14 protein-coding genes are annotated in these 18487 nt (G+C 64.9%); 3 read left to right on the forward strand and 11 right to left on the reverse strand.

The window, feature by feature from the left end:
* Positions 1-2: 2 nt before the first annotated feature.
* From CH296_RS23770 to CH296_RS23800, 7 genes are all read right to left on the reverse strand, one after another.
* A complete protein-coding gene (locus CH296_RS23770) occupies positions 3-1109 on the reverse strand; it encodes an alcohol dehydrogenase catalytic domain-containing protein (RefSeq protein ID WP_094648063.1) in 1107 nt (368 codons plus the stop codon).
* Positions 1110-1192: 83 nt separating this feature from the next.
* Complete coding sequence (locus tag CH296_RS23775) at positions 1193-3871, reverse strand: glucosidase (protein WP_256980556.1); 2679 nt, start codon at positions 3869-3871, stop codon at positions 1193-1195.
* Between the two features lie 24 nt (positions 3872-3895).
* Positions 3896-5818 carry a putative nucleotidyltransferase substrate binding domain-containing protein gene (locus tag CH296_RS23780; protein WP_094685836.1) on the reverse strand — a complete coding sequence of 641 codons (1923 nt, stop codon included), beginning with the start codon at positions 5816-5818 and terminating at the stop codon, positions 3896-3898.
* The gene (locus tag CH296_RS23785) at positions 5808-7355 is read right to left on the reverse strand and encodes a GMC family oxidoreductase (RefSeq protein WP_094685837.1); all 1548 of its coding nucleotides are present in this window, start codon (positions 7353-7355) and stop codon (positions 5808-5810) included. Before CH296_RS23785 ends, CH296_RS23780 begins: the two co-directional genes overlap by 11 nt.
* 12 nt (positions 7356-7367) lie before the next feature.
* The gene (locus CH296_RS23790) at positions 7368-8879 is read right to left on the reverse strand and encodes an APC family permease (protein ID WP_032397867.1); all 1512 of its coding nucleotides are present in this window, start codon (positions 8877-8879) and stop codon (positions 7368-7370) included.
* A gap of 24 nt (positions 8880-8903) precedes the next feature.
* Complete coding sequence (locus CH296_RS23795) at positions 8904-10430, reverse strand: aldehyde dehydrogenase family protein (protein WP_045195472.1); 1527 nt, start codon at positions 10428-10430, stop codon at positions 8904-8906.
* Positions 10431-10480: 50 nt separating this feature from the next.
* Positions 10481-11011 carry a DinB family protein gene (locus tag CH296_RS23800; RefSeq protein WP_045199857.1) on the reverse strand — a complete coding sequence of 177 codons (531 nt, stop codon included), beginning with the start codon at positions 11009-11011 and terminating at the stop codon, positions 10481-10483.
* Positions 11012-11069: 58 nt separating this feature from the next.
* On the opposite strand from CH296_RS23800, the gene CH296_RS23805 reads away from it, so the two are divergent.
* Together CH296_RS23805 and CH296_RS23810 are read left to right on the forward strand one after the other, a co-directional pair.
* Complete coding sequence (locus CH296_RS23805) at positions 11070-11324, forward strand: hypothetical protein (RefSeq protein WP_143546410.1); 255 nt, start codon at positions 11070-11072, stop codon at positions 11322-11324.
* Positions 11325-11449: 125 nt separating this feature from the next.
* The gene (locus tag CH296_RS23810) at positions 11450-12370 is read left to right on the forward strand and encodes a YdcF family protein (protein ID WP_094685839.1); all 921 of its coding nucleotides are present in this window, start codon (positions 11450-11452) and stop codon (positions 12368-12370) included.
* On the opposite strand, the gene CH296_RS23815 is transcribed toward CH296_RS23810, so the two are convergent.
* Positions 12364-12957: a TetR/AcrR family transcriptional regulator gene (locus CH296_RS23815; RefSeq protein ID WP_094685840.1), complete on the reverse strand. Its 594-nt coding sequence runs from the start codon at positions 12955-12957 to the stop codon at positions 12364-12366. The genes CH296_RS23810 and CH296_RS23815 overlap by 7 nt on opposite strands.
* Before the next feature lie 76 nt (positions 12958-13033).
* Between CH296_RS23815 and CH296_RS23820 the strand changes: the two genes are divergently transcribed.
* Positions 13034-13513, forward strand: a complete 480-nt coding sequence (locus CH296_RS23820) for a DUF4188 domain-containing protein (protein WP_094682838.1) — start codon at positions 13034-13036, stop codon at positions 13511-13513.
* Positions 13514-13516: 3 nt separating this feature from the next.
* Here CH296_RS23820 and nuoN read toward each other — a convergent pair whose 3' ends face one another.
* The 3 genes from nuoN to nuoL are packed head-to-tail and all read right to left on the reverse strand — an operon-like array spanning position 13517 to position 18479.
* Positions 13517-15079 (reverse strand): NADH-quinone oxidoreductase subunit NuoN, encoded by a 1563-nt coding sequence (nuoN, locus tag CH296_RS23825; protein WP_094685841.1) that lies wholly within the window; start codon positions 15077-15079, stop codon positions 13517-13519.
* On the reverse strand, positions 15076-16575 hold the full coding sequence (locus CH296_RS23830) for an NADH-quinone oxidoreductase subunit M (protein ID WP_373557305.1): 1500 nt from the start codon (positions 16573-16575) through the stop codon (positions 15076-15078). Before CH296_RS23830 ends, nuoN begins: the two co-directional genes overlap by 4 nt.
* A 32-nt stretch (positions 16576-16607) precedes the next feature.
* On the reverse strand, positions 16608-18479 hold the full coding sequence (gene nuoL, locus CH296_RS23835; RefSeq protein WP_179277804.1) for an NADH-quinone oxidoreductase subunit L: 1872 nt from the start codon (positions 18477-18479) through the stop codon (positions 16608-16610).
* Positions 18480-18487 lie beyond the last annotated feature (8 nt).

Consider the following 18487-nt stretch of genomic DNA (forward strand, 5'->3'; position numbering starts at 1 on the left):
GCTCAGTCGAAGACGATGACCTGACGGATCGCGTTGCCGTCGGCCAATTCGTCCATGCCGCGGTTGATCTCGTCCAACGTGATTCTCGAGGAGATCAGCTTCTCGACGGGAAGCCGTCCCTCACGCCACATCTGGGCATAGGTCGGGATATCGCGCGCCGGCACGGCGGAGCCCAGGTAGCTGCCGATGATCGTGCGCGCCTCGGCCACCAGGCCCAGCGGCGAGATGGACGAGCGGGCGTCGGGCGACGGGAGACCGACGGTGATGGTCTTGCCGCCGGGAGCCGTTGCAGCGACGGCGGTTTCGAAGGCTCGGGCGTTGCCTGCCGCCTCGATCACGATATCGGCCTTGATTCCCTTCTCGGCGAGCTCGGCCGGTGAATAGACCTGCGTTGCGCCCAGATCGGTTGCGGTGGAGAGCTTGTCCGGGACTCCGTCGACTCCGATCACCTCGCCTGCACCCACCGACACGGCTGTCAGAACGGCGGCCATGCCGACTCCGCCGAGACCCACCACCATCACCGATTGACCGGGCTTCGGAGTTCCGGCGTTGAGCACCGCGCCACCGCCGGTCAGTACCGCACAACCGAGAACTGCGGCGATATCGGCCGGGATGTCGTCCTCGACCGGCACGACGGACTTTCGGCTCACCACCGCATGGGTGGCGAATCCGGAGACTCCGAGGTGGTGTTTGACCTCTTCCCCGTCACGGTGCAACTTGATGCCGCCGCCGAGCAGGGTCCCGGCATTGTTCGACGCGCTACCGGTGATGCACGGCATCTGACCGTCGGTGGCGCACCCGGCACACTCGCCGCAGCGCGGCAGGAACGTCATGACGACGCGGGTACCGATCGCGATGTCGTCGACGCCCGGTCCGACTTCCTCGACTCGGCCTGCGGCCTCGTGGCCGAGCAGCATCGGGACCGGACGAACTCGATTGCCGTCGACCACCGACAGGTCCGAGTGGCACAGCCCCGCGGCTTCGATTCTGATCAGCAGTTCGCCGTCGCCCGGCGAACCGAGCTCGAGGTCCGAGACGGTGATGGGATGCGAGTCCGCGAAGGGACGAGATCGGCCGATTTCTTCGAGTACTGCGCCGCGAATCTTCATCCCGCCAGACTATGCGGCTCCGCCGCATGTGCGTGGAACTTCGTAGCCCACTACGAAGTTCCACTCACATGGGCCGCAGGCCCTCAGAGCGGCAGACGCGGCCTGAGCAGGTGCGCCACCAGCGCTGTCCACCCGGTTTGGTGCGTTGCCCCGAGTCCCTCGCCGGTGTCTCCGTCGAAGTACTCGTTGAAACTGGGATGCTCGGACCACAACGGGTCGGCACTGGACTCGATGCGATCGCCGTCCGCGGGCCGCTTGCCGTCCACCGGCCGGAACAGTCCGGCGAGACCGTTGTCGATCAGATCGGCCGCGTCGGTGAGGGTGCGGTGGTTGCCCGAGCCGGTGGGGATCTCGATGGTGAACGAGTCGCCGTAGTACCGGCCGTAGGCGCGCAGCTTGTCGGCCAGCAGTACGTTCACCGGGAACCACACCGGTCCACGCCAATTCGAGTTACCACCGAACATTCCGGTACGCGACTCCCCCGGCTCGTATTCGATGGACAGGCTTCGTCCGTCGACGTCGAAGGTCACCGGCTCGCGATACGAGGCCGACAGCGATCGAATTCCGAACTGCGACAGGAATTCCTCGGAATCGAACATCCGCGAGAGGATGCGCTTGAGACGCTCGGGCTGGACGAGCGTGAGCAGCATCCGCACCTCGCCGCCCTCACGCCGAGCCAGCAGTGGGCTGACCATCTCCGGCCGTCGACGCTGAACCCAACGCAGACGGGCGGTGAGGTCGGGGCATTCCTCCTCGACCCACGGCGGGATCTCGGTGGCCCCGAGGATGGGCAGCAGGCCGACCATCGATCGCACCCGCATCGGAACCGCATCGCCCTGAGGTTGGACGAGAACGTCGTAGAAGAAGCCGTCTTCCTCGTGCCAGAGCGAAATATGCTGCGAACCGAACGAATTGACGGCTTTCGCGATCGAGAGGAAGTGCGAGAAGAACTTGGTCGCGACGTCGTCCCAGGCGCTGTCGTGCCGCGCGAGCTCGAGTGCGATCTTGAACATCTGCTGGCAGTAGAACGCCATCCAACTGGTCGCGTCGGACTGCTCGAGTCGGAAGCCGGGAGGCAGTGGTGCAGATCGGTTGAACAGTCCGATGTTGTCCATGCCGAGAAATCCGCCCTCGAAGATGTTCGAGCCCTCGGAGTCCTTGCGGTTGACCCACCACGCGAAGTTGAGCAGCAGCTTGGTGAACACCCGCACCAGGAATTCGCGATCCCGGTAGCCGTCGATGCGATAGACGTGCCACGCCGCCCACGCGTGCACGGGTGGGTTGACATCACCGAACTCCCATTCGTACGCAGGCAGTTGACCGTTGGGGTGCATGGCCCATTCCCGGCACATGAGCACCAACTGCTCCTTGGCGAAATCGGCGTCCACGTGCGCCAACGGAATCGCGTGGAAGGCCAGGTCCCAGGCCGCGAACCACGGATACTCCCACTCGTCGGGCATCGAGATCACATCGGCCAATGCCAGGTGACGCCAGTGCGCGTTGCGCCCACCCGGGTCCTGCCGCGAGTCCGGTGCCGGAGCTCCGACCTTGTCGCCCTCGATCCACTCCTCGACGTCGTATCGATAGAGCTGCTTGGTCCACAACAGGCCGGCGTACGCGCGCCGTGCCACGTGCCGGTCGACATCGGTGAGATCGGCACCGATCACGGCACCGTAGAACTCGTCCGCCTCGACCTGGCGATCGACGTTGACGGCATCGAATCCGGCCCCGAACGTCTGCTCGTTCGGGCGGTTGGGCGAGAGCCGCAGCCTGACCGATTCCGTTGCACCCGGGGCGATGTCGTCGAAGCGATACCAGAACGCAGCCTTCGTTCCCGTCTGCTCGGGATTGACCGCATCGAGTTCCCCGTCGACGACTCGGCGGCCGATGCCGTCCTTGGGGTAGGACGAGATGTTCTCCTGCCCCCACAGGGCTTCGGCATTGGTTTCGTTGTCGCAGAACAGAACTGCCGGCGTGCCTTCGGCACTGAGGTAGTACCGACCGAGAAATCCGTGATCGACGGCGATCGCTTCGAGTCCACCTGCCATCAGGTCCGGCGGGCTCAGCTGCGCCAGTGTTCCGCCCCGCTCGTCGCGTCCCCAGGACCAGGTGTTGCGCAACCACAGGTGCGGCAACAGGTCGACCGATGCCGCCTCGGGGCCGTGGTTGGTGATCGAGATGGTGATGCAGATGTCGTCGGGCGAGGCCTTGGCGTACGTGACCTGGACGTCGAAGAATCTGTTCTCGTCGAGGATGCCGGTGTCGGCCAGCTCGTATTCGCGGTCGTCACGTCCGCGTCGAGCGTTCTCTTCTCGCAGGTGGGCGTAGGGGTACTCCGCGTGCGGGTAGCGGTAGAGCCACTGCATCCAACTGTGCGTCGGTGTTCCGTCGACGGCCCAGAAGTACTCCTTGACGTCTTCGCCGTGATTGCCTTCTTCGTTGGCCAGGCCGAACAGACGTTCCTTCAGGATCGGGTCCTTGCGGTTCCACAGTGCGAACGAGAAGTTGAGGAATCCGAAGCGGTCGCAGATTCCGCCGATCCCGTCCTCGCCCCAGCGGTAGGCCCGCTTGTGTGCCTGGTCGAACGGGAACGACGCCCAGGCGTTCCCGTCTTCGGAGTAGTCCTCGCGCACTGTGCCCCACTGTCGTCCCGCCAGATACGGACCCCACTGGCGCCACGGTCCGCTGACTCCGGGCGATTCGGCCAACCGATTGTGTTCGACGGTGGACGGGGTGGGAACGCTCACGGGATTGGTGGTCACGGCACACAGTCTGGTCGTTGGCGGTCATCGATGCACGCCGACGTTGGCCGCGAGGTAGCCGACGCGTCGTTGTACCGCGGCGATCTCGCGGATGCCGTCGGTCAGCAGGCTTCGTTCGAGCGGCGACAGATCGGCCATGATCAGCACGTCGCCGGGGCGGTGGCCCGCTGTGATCTGGTCGATCTGATGCGACAGTCGGAGCCGTTGCAGCAGCGCGAACACCTCGGACAGTGCAGTGACATCACGTTCGGAGAGCATGCCGTTACCCGACGCCGCCGCGAGTCGCGCCGGCGTGGAGGCCGAGGCCATGCCGACCGACAGCCCACCCCAGCGAGCGAGGTTGACGATGGGCGTCAGCGCGTGGGCCTTGAGATCGAACGTCCCGCCGCGCCGAGCCAGGACGTCGCGTAGCGATCGCAGCCGAGCGCGGCCGGCGAGCGCATCACGCAGCTGCAACCGCAGTGCGTCGGGGTGATCGACCAGCAGTCGGCGGTAGGCCTCGGGCACTGTGTGCAGTTCTCTCGGGCCCCACACCACTCTGCCGTCGATCATCAGCGAGGACATGATCAGGCCGGAGTCCTCTGCCGGATTGCCACGTTGGCCGAAGGGGTTGCTGAGCCAGTGCGCCGCGGCGCGTTCCCACTGACCGGCCGAGCGTGCGAATCGAGGTGAGCTCGCGACCGCGCCGTTGGTGTCCGACGGTAGCCCGGCACCGTCGAGGCTCTCGTGCACACGGGCGGCCAAGTCCATCAACGCCTCGTCGCGGGTTCTCTGCACCGCGTTCGCTTTCCCTCGGACCTCGGGGTCGGCGGTGGTGTCCGCCCAGCTCAGCGCACTGTCGACGTCCGAGGAGGGCATGGCTTCTCGACGCGCCACGCTGCCGAGAGTGATCCAGGCGAATCGGTCACGCGGCACGTCCGGACCTGCAGTCCATTCGATCTCGACGGCACGGCGGACGATGCTGTCCACCACGACGGAGAGGATCGCGCTGACCGCCATCGCATCGGTTCCGCCCTGGAACAGATCCACCACCAGTCGGGGCACGAGCCTGCCTGCGTCGGCGAGTTCGGCGGAGGTCGACGCCGATGCCACCGCTCGGCGCACCACGAAACTGCGTCGAGTCGACGCAGCGTGCAGATCGGAATCCTCGACGACACCGAGAACCTCGCCCCGATCGGACACCACGGGCATGTGCCGCAGCCCCAGTTCGAGCATGTCCACCAGCACGGTACCGGCCAGCCGGTCCGCCGTGACGGTCTCGGCGGGTGCCGTCATCACCTGCTCTATCGGAGTATCGACTCCGATCCCGGCGGCCACCACACGAATTCGGAGGTCTCGGTCGGTGAATATGCCATGGCGCGAGCCACGCAGCGGAACCAGAACGTACGAGCTGCCCTGATCGGTCATGTGCCGGACGGCGTCTCGAACGGTGGTGCCGACGGGTACGAACACCGCTGGGGCCGAGAGCAATTCACCGACGGTGCGGCCGGCGCTACCCTCGACCGGTCCCCCACGGTATGCAGACGACGAATTGACGGCATCGGCCAGGAACGCCAGACCGGTGGGCGTTGCGAACAACGGCCGAACCAGTGCACCGGGCAACTGCAGGACGACACTCGGTTCGAGTGCCCGCGCTCGGAATTCGACAGTTCCACCGGACAGCAGAGCCGAGAATCCGAAGACTCCACCTTCACCGATGGTGTCGATCGGCACCTCGGTGGGAGAGGTCGCGTCGGGGTGCATGATCACCACGCGCCCGGTATGCACCACCCATACGGTGTCGGTATCGGTCGAGACGTCCATCCGTCGAGGGTCCACAACCCATGCGCCACTGCCGTACTCGCGTTCGACGGCCGCCGCGGCCACCTCGGCCAGCACAGCCGGTGGCGCGCCCTGAAACGGTGGATGCGCGCCGAGGAAATCGGCCAGCTCCGATCTATCCGCCACGGATCAGGTCGGCGCATCTCTCCGCCATGGTCATCACCGTGATGTTGGGATTGACGTACGGCAGCTTCGGCATCGCCGACGCGTCGACCACGCGCAGGTGCGAGACTCCCTTGACTCGCAATTCCGGATCCAGCACGGCCATGGCGTCGTCCACCGAGCCCATCCGCGCCGTGCCCGCCGGGTGATAGACCGTGTTGTGGGTCTTGTGCACGTAGTCGAGCAGGTCGTCGTCGGTGACGGCCTCGGGCCCTGGGGCGAGTTCGCGCTCGATCCATTCCGAGAGTGGACCGTGCGCGGCGATGTCGCGCGCCAGCTTCAGTCCGGCCAGCATCACCGCGTCGTCGTGGCCGTCGGCATCGGTGAAGTAGCGCGGGTCCACTTTGGCACGGTCACGAAAATCTCTGCTGCGCAGACGAACAGTGCCGCGCGAGCGCCCCTGCGTCACGTTCGGAGTCAGGCAGAATCCGTTGTCGGTGGTCGGGTAGCCCCAGCGGAGGGTGTTCATGTCGAACGGCACACTGCCGTAATGCATCATCACGTCCGGGTAGTTCAGCGAGTCGTCGGTCTGCGCGAACACCCCGATCTCCCACCACTGCGAGGACGTGGTGACCATCGGCTTGCTCGCTTCCCAGAACACCAGACCTTCGACGTGGTCGTCGAGGTTCTCACCCACACCGGGAGAATCGACTCGCACCGTGATTCCCATCTCGCGCAGTTGGGCTGCCGGTCCGATTCCCGAGAGCATCAACAACTTCGGCGTGTCGATGGCCCCGGCGGTCACGATGACCTCGCGCCGTGCGGAGACGGTGTCGTAGCCCGTCAGGTCGGGGCGCTGGTATCGCACACCCGTCGCGGTCAGCGATTCGTCGATCAGAATCTCGCTGATCCAGCAGTCGGTGCGCACCTCGAGGTTCGGCCGTGAGCCGATGATCGGGTGCAGGTACGCATGCGAGGTCGACATGCGTGAGCCGTCTTCTCCCGCATTGATCTGAAACCAACCGGCACCGTTGAGTACAGGCGTTCCGCGGTTGAATGCGACCGTGGGAAGACCTATCCCGGCGGCCGATTCGAGTACTGCGGCACCGCACGGATCGTTCGGCGGCACGTCGCGGATTCGCACGGGGCCGTCGTGTCCGCGGCCCGTGTCGTTGTTCTCCACGCGCGCGACGTACGGCAGGATGTCCGACGCGCCCCACCCCGACGCACCGGCCGCCGCCCAATCGTCGAGGGTTTCCGCAGGTGGGTGAAACGCGATGCAGGAGTTGTGCGAGGAGCAGCCACCGAGCACTTTCGCGCGCGCGTGCCGCATGAAGCTGTTGCCGCGCTCCTGCGGCTCGACGGGATAGTCCCAGTCGTAGCCGGAGTCGAGCAGGTGCATCCACTCCACCAGTTCGAGAATCGCCTTGTCGCCGACGTCGGTCGGCCCTGCTTCGACGAGGCAGACACTGACGGAGGGGTCCTCGCTCAGACGTGCCGCGAGGACGCACCCCGCCGTCCCGCCACCTGCGACGACGTAATCGAACTGGGTGTCTGTCACTGCACGCTCCTTCTAGTTGCCCGTGGAGGCATGTGATTTCAGAGTGCCGATGTGCTTGCGTCCCTTGACTGCGTACCACAGCAGGCCAACGCCGAGGATGCCGCCGATGTAGACGAATGCTCCGAACGTGTTGTACCAGGGGGTTCCGTACACGGCCTCGCGCGGCCACGCGAGGTTGATCGCCATTCCAGCGCCCCACACCACTGCCGCGATGTTGACCGGCAGGCCCCACCTGCCCATCGTGAAGTATCCGCCGGGCTTCAGATCTGCCGGCGGCCACTCACCCTTGACTCGTTTGACCAACAGTGGACCGGTGACCATCAGATAGGCGAGGTAGATCATGATGATCGCGATCGAGGTGAGGACCGTGAAGATCTGCGGCTGACCGATATTGACGACGAGAATGACGATGGCCAGCACGCCGATGGTCACCGCGGGCACCACCGGGGTCTGGGTCTTCGGATTCACCTTGGCCAGACTCTCGCCGAAGGGCAACGCGTTGTCTCGGGCCATGGCGAACGTGAGCCGGATCGCCGCGGTGTGCACTGCCAGTGAGCAGACGAAGACCGCGATGACGATGCAGATGAGGAAGACGGTGCCCAGCGGGCCCCACATCACCGATTCGACGATGGACTGCAGGCTGCCGTCGGGACTGCCGAGGGAAGGATCGTTCAGGTCCGGTGCGGCCATGACGGCGAACACCAGGATGGCTCCGCCGATGACGAACGAGGCGAGGATGGCGCGAAAGATCGCCTTGGGGGCCGTGCGCCGAGGTTCGACCGTCTCCTCGCCGAGCGAGCTCGCGGTGTCGAATCCGTACATCACGTAACCCGACGCCAGCGACGCGACCAGGAAGGCACCGAGGTAGCCGCCGCTCTCGCCGGCTCCGTAGCCGTTGGTCGAGAAGAACACCTCAGGCCCGCGAGTGATGTTGGCCGCGAGCAGGATCGCGATGAGAACGGCAGCGATGAGTTCGATGAACACGCCCGCACTGTTGATCATGGCCATCAGCCGGACTCCGAGCGCATTGATCGTGGTGGTGATCGCGATCAGAATCGCACCGAGCAGCACTGCGTTGGCCGCGAAGTCGGTGGCACCCGAGCCGTCACCGATGATCTGGAACCCACTCCAGATACGTGGCAGGTTCAACTGCAGAGCGAGAGCGACGGCAGACAGTGTCACGATCGATGCCGTGAGCATCAACCAGCCCGCCGACCAACCGACGATCCTGCGGCCCAACAGCTTCGCCCAGTTGTACACCGATCCCGCCACCGGATACTTCGCGGCCAACTCCATGAAGCACAGTGCCACGCAGAGTTGGCCGACGAACACTGCAGGCCACGACCACAGGTACGCCGGCCCGGCGGTGCCGAAACCGAAGTAGAAGAGCTGGAACGTGCCGGTGAGAATGGAGATGTAACTGACTCCCGCGGCGAAGCTGGCGAATTTCCCGAGACTTCGATCGAGTGACTCCTTGTAACCGAAGTCGTCCATTCCGCTCGAATTGTCGTTCAGTAGTGCCATGCGCCTGGCCTTTCCGATCTTTCGCTATCGGGTACCGAACCACCCCGCCGCGGTGGGTGAGGTGTTGTGCCAAATATGCTTTGCCTCTTGGTATTCGGACATTCCGGACGGTCCGAGCTCGCGTCCGTTGCCGGACTGTTTGAAGCCGCCCCATTCCGCGGCAGCGGTGTAGACACCGAAGTCGTTGAGCCACACCGTGCCATGGCGAAGCCCACGGACCATCCGTTCGCCTCGCGCGGCGTCCGATGTCCGAACTCCCGCGGCGAGACCGTAATTCGTATCGTTACCCAACAGGAGTGCTTCGGCCTCGGTGCCGAAGCGCTCCACAGTGAGTATGGGCCCGAATGTCTCCTCCTGCACGATATTCATGGACCGATTGCAGTGGTCGAAGATCGTCGGCAGAAAATAGCTACCCTTGTCCAGGGCCGGATCGTCCGGCTTCGTTCCGCCGATGACCAGCGTCGCGCCCTCCTCGACGCCGGTCGCCACGAAGGCTTCGATCTTCTCTCGCTGTGCCTGCGACACCAGTGGACCGGTCTCGCTCGCCGGGTCCATGCCCGGGCCGATGACGATGGTTTTCGCCCGTTCGGCCACCGCAGCGACGAAGCGGTCGGCGACCGATTCCTCGATGATGAGTCGAGTGCCTGCCGAACACACCTGACCCGAGTGCAGAAAAACTCCGGTCAGGACGTTGTCGACCGAGTCGGCGAACGCCTGTTCGTCGGCCACCGCATCGGCGAACACGATGTGTGGATTCTTGCCGCCGAGTTCGACGGCCACCTTGGTGACGTTCTCGGCCGCCGCGGCCAGGATGTGTCTGCCCGTCGCCAGTCCGCCGGTGAACGAGACGAAGTCGACGTCGCGGTTCCTGGTGAGCGCGTCCCCGAGAACCGCGCCGCTGCCCTGCAGCAGGTTGACCACACCGGCCGGTACTCCGGCTTCTTCCACCAGCTTGGTGAACGCGATGGTGGACAGCGGAGTCACCTCACTCGGCTTGAGCACCATGGTGCAGCCGGCTGCCAACGCGGGGGCGATCTTCCACGAGATCTGCAGCAGTGGGTAGTTCCACGGTGCGATCATGACGCAGACACCGATGGGCTCGTGCACCACACGGCTCAGGATTTCGGGTCGGTCGACGTCGATCAGACGATCGGCCTGCACCACAGCGAGATCGGCGTAGAAGCGAAAGACCGACGTCACGTCGTCGATGTCGATCTCGCTCTCGCCGTATGTCTTTCCGGTGTCGAGGGTCTCGATGCGCGCCAACGTCGCTTTGTCGCGTTGGAGCAGATCGGCGATGCGGTTCAGCAGATCGCGGCGCTCGGCCACCGTGACCGAGCGCCACGGTCCGTCGTCGAACGCCGCTCGCGCGGCTGCCACCGCCCGCAGAGCGTCGTCCGGCGTGGCCTCGTCCACCACGGCGACCGTGCTGCCGTCCGCTGGGTTCACGATGTCTCTGGTACCGCCGTCACCGGCCCCCTGCCACTGTCCGTCGATGTACAACGACGGGCGCAGCGAGGTCGGATCGAGTGCTGCATCGGAATCGGTCACCGAAACACCTTCTTTCGTAGGGGGTCGGGTGGTGTGTCTACGCTATGCCCTCAACGGCCGATGACTCCATCGATCTGTTCGCGGATGATGTCCGCGTGTCCGTTGTGCCGGGCATATTCACCGATCATGTGCACGTAGACCATCCGTAGCGACATCGGCCCACCGCGCGAGTCGACCAGATCGTCCAACGAGTGCCGGGCCGCGATCTCGTCCGAGGCACCGCACTCGGCGGAGAATCGCGCGAAGTCGGATTCGGCCCCGGACTCGGTCGCGCCCAGAAAGTCGGAGTCCTTACCGAACGCCGCGTCGTACATCGGAGCGAACGACATCGACTCCAGTCGCTCTCGGAACCAGATGCGTTCGACCTTCGCCAGATGACGCACGAGTCCGAGCAGGGAGAGCGTCGAGTGCGGAAACGGTCGCCGCGCCAACTGTTCGGCGTCGGCACCGGCGCAGATGTTGAGCAGTGTCGCTCGATGCCACTGCAGCATTCCTTCGAGAATCGGCCGCTCGTCGCCGACGAGCGGACCCGTGACCTGTTCGGGTGTGGGCGCTGTCCATGTCTTCCGCCGTTCGGTCATGCAGAGATTGTCGAACATGCGACGGCGCTGTGCAGCGCCGCGCATTACGGTGGGATTCATGACTATCGAAGATGTGGGCGGCATACGAACGGTGACGGCGGACGAGCTTCTTCTCCTGGTGGGTGATCACCTGCTCATAGAAGAGGGTGTCGCGACCGGGTTCATCGAAAGCGCAGGCCAGGTCGCCGAGAACGTGGCGGTGACCGTGACCGACGGCGTCGACGGCACCACGACGACCGAGCGCGTTTTTCTTCCCGATGCCGAGGTGACCATCGAACCCGCCGATCGCGGACGCGCCCCGGTCACTTTGTGACGGAAGAAGTCCCTGCTCAGAAGTACATTCATGTAACTCGAACAACTCTGCTCACACCAGTCACACCGGCACCGAATTGAGCTAGGGTGGCGGAAACCCGTCACCGCTCGAAAAGGACGTCAGTAGTGCGACAAGGCCGAGTACGACCGACCGTTCGCGTTGCCGTGGTGTCCTGCGCCGCCGCGCTCGCTGTCGGGTTCGGCTCGATCTCGGCGGTTGCCGCGCCCGAGGCCTCGGCCCCGGCAACCGTCGCCGAAACGGTCCGGTCGGCCGACGCGGAGCGCTACAACGACGCGCAGAGTGCATTGGTGAAGGGGCGCTACGACGCCGGTTTCGCGGCACTCGATGCGCTCGCAACCGCTGCCCCGGACGACGCCAACGTGGCAGCTCTGCAGACGTTCTATGCCAACGCGACCGCCGATACCGCTGCTCTGACGGAGCACAGGACCCGCCTGCGCGGCCTGTCTCCAACCCTGGCCGATGCAGTCGATCGCGCCATCGCCATCATCGACGAAGCCGCCACGCAGACAATCGATTTCGCCCCGACCACCGACGGACCGCGTACCGCGATCGTGGTGCTCGGGCTGGGGCTGGAGGGTGACGGCAGCATGACAGGCGAGTTGGTGGCACGTCTACGCTCGGCCGTCGCCGCGGCGGAGCGCTCCCCCGAGTCCCCCATCGTCGTCACTGGCGGGAATCCGCAGAGCGGTATCACCGAAGCCGAAGCCATGCACCGATGGCTCGTCGACGAAGGCATCGCGGCCGATCGCATTCACACCGAATCGACCGCGAATTCGACGGTGCAGAACGCACAGCGCACCACCGCACTGGCAGCCGAGATCGGCGTCGAGAATCTGGTGCTGGCAACGACTCCGAGCCACCTACGGCGCGCGATGTCGGACTTCGAGATCGCCGGATCCGACGTGATAGGCGCTGCGACCGTCGATGTCGACGATGTCCCGGACCTGCCCACACTCGCTCCGACGGCGCGGTTGGGTATGACCGTGGATGCGACCAAGATTCTCGGAATACCGCGCACCTACTGACGCGTCCACCCGCGCAGCACGCACTCCGCTCCCGCGTCGAACATCGCCCGACGAGTCTCGTCGTCGGCGGTCGAGGGCATTGCCAATTCGAGCGACACCAATCCGTGCACGATCGCCCAGAACGAGTGGCTGATCAACTCGACCGACGCCCCGGCCATGGTTCCCGCCGCGACGGCGCTCGACACGGCAGCGCGGAGCGGATCCATGGCCGCGTCCGCGCGATGCGCCTCGTCTGCAACATCGATCGAACCGAGCACTCCCCCGAACATCACCGTGTACAGATGCGGATTGGCCAGGGCCCAGGTGCGGTACGCGACGGCGAGCTCCCGTAGGTCCACTTCGGGATCGCCGGTGACCGGAACCCGGCGCTGGGAGTCCCCGAAACTCGCGAACGAGGTGGCGAACAGTGCCACGAGCAACTCGGTACGTCCGCCGAACAACGAATAGATCGCCGTTGTGGAGGTGCCCTGTGCAGCGGCCAGTTTCCGCAGCGACAACGAGTCGACGCCCTGGTGCGCAACGGTTTCCGCCGCGGACTCCAGTAGCCGGGTCCGCAACTGCTCGTCGTGAATTCTGGGTCTCGCCACTTGCGGAATCTATCACAACGGTGTTTTATAACAGTGTCACATAATGCCTCACCCACCGAACAGACGGGAACACGTCATGCCACCCATCATCGACGGCCGCCGGACGGTCGAATTCGAACGAGACACCGTCACGGTCTTCCTCATCGGAATGCGGATCAACAATCCGGTGGCCGTTCGCTCCTGGTTACCCGTGGTGCGCGCGATGCCGCGGATGCTCGGCCATCTCGAGCAGGATCCCGCTTCCGGGCTGCTCGGTTACCACTCGTGGCTGGGGCGCACCACCATGCTGGTCAGCTATTGGCGCACTGCCGAGGATCTGACGCGATTCGCCTCCGATCCCGACGCACCACATGCACCCGCCTGGCGTGCCTTCAATCGATCGGTGGCCGCAACCCGCCACGTCGGCGTGTGGCACGAAACCTATACCGCCACAGCACAGAACAGCGAGGCGATCTACGTCAACATGCCCGCGTTCGGCCTTGCGGGAGCCATCGGCGGACTACCGGTCGGTACCGGCTCGCACACGTGGAAGCAGCGAATGAAGTCCGCGAAGTAAGAGCTACAGGAAGTTCGCGGCACGCGCAGCGAGGTCGAGAACGGGCTGCGGAAAGACTCCGAGAGCGACGGTGACCACCACCGAGGCCCCTATCGAGCACGACACCGACGCAGTCGGGCGCACGATCGTGGCAGTCGTCTCTCCCGGATCGGTGAAGAACATCAGCACGATCACCCGCACGTAGAAGAACGCCGCAATCGCGCTGCACACCACACCGACCACGACCAGCGCCGCTCCGCCTGCACCGGAGGCAGCACTGAACACCGCGAACTTGCCGATGAACCCACTGGTGAGCGGAATCCCGGCGAACGAGAGCAGAAACAACCCGAACACCGCCGCCACCAGCGGTGACCGACGGCCGATTCCCGCCCACCGATCGAGATCGCTCACCTCACCGCGTTCGTCGCGCGCCAACCCGATGATCGCGAACCCTCCGAGAGTGCTGAAGGCATACGCCACCAGGTAGAACATCGTGGCCGACACACCGGCGTCACCCCCGTCACCGGAATCACCCAGTGCCGTCACTCCCGTGAGGATGAATCCGGTGTGTGCAACGGACGAGTACGCCAGCATCCGTTTGACATCCGTCTGCGTCACCGCGACAACGGAACCCAGCACCATCGTCGCGATGGCGACCACCCACAGCATCGGTCGCCAACTCGAGTCGAGACCGGGCAGAGCCATTCCGAAGATGCGAAGAATCGCACCGAACGCCGCGACCTTGGTCACCGTGGCCATCAGCGCCGTCACCGGCGTCGGTGCACCCTGGTAGACGTCGGGAATCCAGGAATGAAATGGCACCGCGCCGACCTTGAACAGCAGACCCACTGCGAGCAAGGCGGTTCCGATCAGCGCGAGCGATCTGCCCGGGCCGTCCACCGCGATGGCGTCGGCGATGCCGTCCAACCGAACGGTTCCGGCGTATCCGTACAGGAACGCGACTCCGAACAGGAAGAACGCGGACGAGAACGCGCCCAGCAGAAAGTATTTCAGAGCCGCTTCCTGTGAGAGCAGCCGCCGCCGTCGGGCGAGTCCGCAGAGCAGATACAGCGGCAGCGACAGCACTTCCAGCGCCACGAACATCGTCAGCAGATCCGTGGACGCCGGGAACAGCAGCATCCCGCCGATCGCGAACATCGCCAGAGGAAATACCTCCGTCTGGGCGACGCCTGCATCGATGGCCTCCTTCTCCGCCACGCTGCCCGGGGTGGTCGATGCCTGTGGAGTGAACGAATCGATCCGGCGCTCGGCACCGGCCCCGGTGACTGCAACGGTGCGCTCCGCCAGCAGTGCGACTGCCGGAATCGACACCAGCACAATGGTTCCCTGCAGGAAAAGGGTAGGGCCGTCGATCGCGACCGCCCCGTTCATCGCCGACGCCTCGGTTCCGGCCAGACCGAGGATCGCCGCCAGCGCTACCACCAGTCCTGCGAGGGCAAGACCCAGATGCATGAGCCGACGGGCCCGCAGCGGCACGAACGCTTCGACGAGAACGCCGAGAACTGCGACCGAGAACACGATCAGCATCGGTGCCAGCAGACCGTACTGCACCTCGGGTGTGGTCATCGCTGACCTCCTGAACCGTCGACGATCGTGGATTGCACTGCCGGAGTGATGACATCGAGCGCCGGTTTCGGGTAGACGCCGAGCACGATCAGCAACGCGATCAACGGCACCACCACGGCCAGCTCGCGTCGGACGAGATCGGGCACCGTCCGGTTGTCTTCACGGACCGGCCCGGTCATGACGCGCTGGTAGAGCCACAGTATGTAGATCGCCGACAGCACGAGGGCTCCGGCGGCCACGATCGCAGCGACTCCGTATCGACCGAACGTGCCGATCAGCACCAGGAACTCGCTCACGAAGGGGGCGAGGCCGGGTAGAGAGAGCGTGGCAAGTCCCGAGATCAAGAACGTGCCGGCGAGCACCGGTGCCACCTTCTGCACACCGCCGTAGTCGGCTATCGCTCGTGACCCTCGACGCGAGACGAGGAAGCCCGCGATCAAGAACAGGGCGGCCGTGGAAATTCCGTGGTTGACCATGTACAGCGTGGCACCGGCCTGACTCTGACCGGTCATGGCGAAGATGCCGAGGATGATGAACCCGAAATGCGAAATAGACGTGTAAGCGATCAGTCTCATCATGTCGGTCTGACCGATCGCCAGTATCGCGCCGTAGACGATGCCGATGACCGCAAGAGCGATGATCCACGGCGCGAACGTCTGCGACGAGCCAGGAAAGAGTTCGAGACAGAACCGCAGCATCGCGAACGTGCCGACCTTGTCCACCACCGACATCATCAAAACCGCAGTCGCGTGCGTGGATTGAACGGCGGCGTCGGGTAGCCACGAATGGAACGGCCACAACGGTGCCTTGATCGCGAAAGCGAACATGAAGCCGAGGAACAGCGCGTTCAGGACCATCGGGTCCACTCCGAGTCCGCCCGATGCCGCCGCGTCGGCGATCACGCGCAGATCGAATGTGCCGCCGTCGAACGGCCCGTCGGGTCTCGCGGTCACCACGTAGAGGCCGATGACGGCCGCCAGCATGACCAGACCGCCGAAGAGGTTGTACAACAAGAACTTCACCGCGGCGCGCGTACGATGCTTGCCCCCGAAGCCGCCGATGAGGAAGTACATCGGAATCAACATCGCCTCGAAGAAGATGTAGAACAGCAACACGTCCAAGGCAAGGAACGAGACGACGACCATCGACTCGACCACCAGGATCAACGCCATGTACGTGTGCGACACCCGACGGGACCCGTAGTGCGCGACGCGACTGCCGTCGTACCAGCCTGCGACGAGCAGCAACGGCGTGAGAACGGTGGTGAGCAACACCAGCACGAGGCCGATGCCGTCGAGGCCGAGGGTGTACCGCGCACCGAAAGCCGCTATCCACGAATGGTCCTCGACGAACTGGTACCGATCGCCAGCGGAGTCGAACGACACTGCCAAGGCGACCGACACGGCCAAGGTCACGGCAGCGAAACCCACTGCGACACTGCGCGCGACGGTCGGACGAGCGGCGGGCACCAGGGCGACGACGACCGCGCCGAGCATCGGGAGCACCCAGAGAACGGTCAACCAGGGAGTCACAGAGCCACCACCATCAGTACCACGAGAACGGCTCCCGCGAACATCGCCAACGCATACGACCGCACGTATCCCGTCTGCAGCCGCCGGGACCGCATCGATGCACCACCGATCGAGCTACCCACCCCGTCCACGACGGCGTCGATACCGTTGTCGGCGTGCACCAGTGCGCGCGTGAGGGTCTGTCCCGGACGCATGAATGCCGCCTCGTTGAGTGCGTCTCCGTAGAGATCGGCACGTGCGGCTCGGGTCACGGCCGACACGTCCTCGGGTGGCGTCGACGGAACCTCACCGACGATGTACTTGCGGTAGGCGACGGTCGCGCCGACCACAACGACCACCAGGACGGCGACGGTGACGACCCAAGCCGGAATCGCGTGCTCCTCGTGAGCCGATCCCACCACGGGCTCGAGCCATGTCTCGAGGCGACCGCCCACCGCGAGAAAGGCACCCGACGCCACCGAGCCGACGGCCAACACGATCATCGGAGCGGTCATCGTCGCCGACGCCTCGTGCGGGTGTGCCTGCGCGGACCAGCGTTTCGGACCGAAGAACGTCAACAGCATCACCCGAGTCATGTAGAAGGCCGTCAGGCCTGCACCGAGCAACGTCACGCAGCCGAGAATCGGGCCTGCCACTCCCCCGGCGGCGAATGCGACCTCGATGATCGGATCCTTGGCGAAGAAGCCGGAGAACGGCGGCAGTCCGATGATGGCGAGATACCCCAGGCCGAACGTGACGAACGTGATCGGCATCGCGACGCGGAGTCCGCCGAACCGTCGCATGTCGGTCTCGTCGTTCATCGCATGCATCACCGATCCCGCGCCCAGGAACAAGCCCGCTTTGAAGAAGCCGTGCGAGATCAACAGCACGATGGCGTAGGTGTACCCGGAGGGGCCGAGCCCGGCCGCGAGCACCATGTACCCGATCTGACTCATCGTCGACGCCGCGAGCGCTTTCTTGATGTCGTCCTTCGCACATCCGATGACGGCACCGAACAGCAAGGTAACCGCCCCCACGGTGACGGTGGCCGCGCGGGCGGCAGGCGACGCCTCGAACACCGGTCCCGAGCGCACGATGAGATACACCCCGGCCGTGACCATCGTGGCCGCGTGAATCAGTGCCGACACCGGTGTCGGACCCTCCATGGCATCACCGAGCCAGGACTGCAACGGCACCTGCGCCGACTTTCCACATGCCGCCAACAGCAGCATCAGCGCCATGGCGGTGGCCACGGATTCGCTCGCCCCGCCGATTCCGGCGAACACGTCGTCGTACTGCACGGAGCCGAAGTTGACGAACATGATCATCAGCGCAACCGCCAGGCCGATGTCGCCGACTCTGTTGACCACGAACGCTTTTCGGGCAGCCGACGCGGCCGACGGCTTGTGCTGCCAGAAGCCGATGAGCAGATACGACGCCAGACCGACACCCTCCCACCCCAGATAGAGACCGAGGAAGTTGTCGGCCAGAACCAGCAGCAGCATGGCTGCCAGAAACAGGTTGAGGTACGCGAAGAAGCGACGCCGCTCGGCGTCGTGACTCATGTAGCCGATGGAGTACACGTGAATGAGCGAACCGACCCCGGTGATCAGCAGGACGAAGCAGATCGACAATTGATCTGCGCGCAAGCCGAACTCGACCTGTAATTCGTCGACCGGAACCCACCGGAACAGGGTCTGGGTGAGGGCGCGGCCCGACTCGGCGCGACCGAGCATCGAGCCGAACACCACCGCGGCCACGACGAACGAGGACACTGCTGCCGCCGTCGCGACGAGGTGCCCCCAGCGGTCGGTACGCCTGCCACCGAGCAGCAGGAACGCCGCACCGAACGCAGGCAGAGCCGGAAGAAGCCACAGCATCGACATCATTTCTGCGC

It is taken from the genome of Rhodococcus sp. 14-2496-1d (assembly GCF_002259365.1).
Lineage (GTDB): Bacteria > Actinomycetota > Actinomycetes > Mycobacteriales > Mycobacteriaceae > Rhodococcoides.

Excerpts from the sequence above, each read along its gene's own strand:
- CH296_RS23770 (WP_094648063.1), bottom strand. The coding sequence starts at position 1,109 with ATGAAGATTCGCGGCGCAGTACTCGAAGAAATCGGCCGATCTCGTCCC.
- CH296_RS23790 (WP_032397867.1), bottom strand. The coding sequence starts at position 8,879 with ATGGCACTACTGAACGACAATTCGAGCGGAATGGACGACTTCGGTTAC.
- CH296_RS23830 (WP_373557305.1), bottom strand. The coding sequence starts at position 16,575 with ATGCTCGGCGCGGTCGTCGTCGCCCTGGTGCCCGCCGCTCGTCCGACC.
- CH296_RS23800 (WP_045199857.1), bottom strand. The coding sequence starts at position 11,011 with ATGACCGAACGGCGGAAGACATGGACAGCGCCCACACCCGAACAGGTC.
- nuoN (WP_094685841.1), bottom strand. The coding sequence starts at position 15,079 with ATGACCACACCCGAGGTGCAGTACGGTCTGCTGGCACCGATGCTGATC.
- CH296_RS23805 (WP_143546410.1), top strand. The coding sequence starts at position 11,070 with ATGACTATCGAAGATGTGGGCGGCATACGAACGGTGACGGCGGACGAG.
- CH296_RS23820 (WP_094682838.1), top strand. The coding sequence starts at position 13,034 with ATGCCACCCATCATCGACGGCCGCCGGACGGTCGAATTCGAACGAGAC.
- nuoL (WP_179277804.1), bottom strand. The coding sequence starts at position 18,479 with ATGATGTCGATGCTGTGGCTTCTTCCGGCTCTGCCTGCGTTCGGTGCG.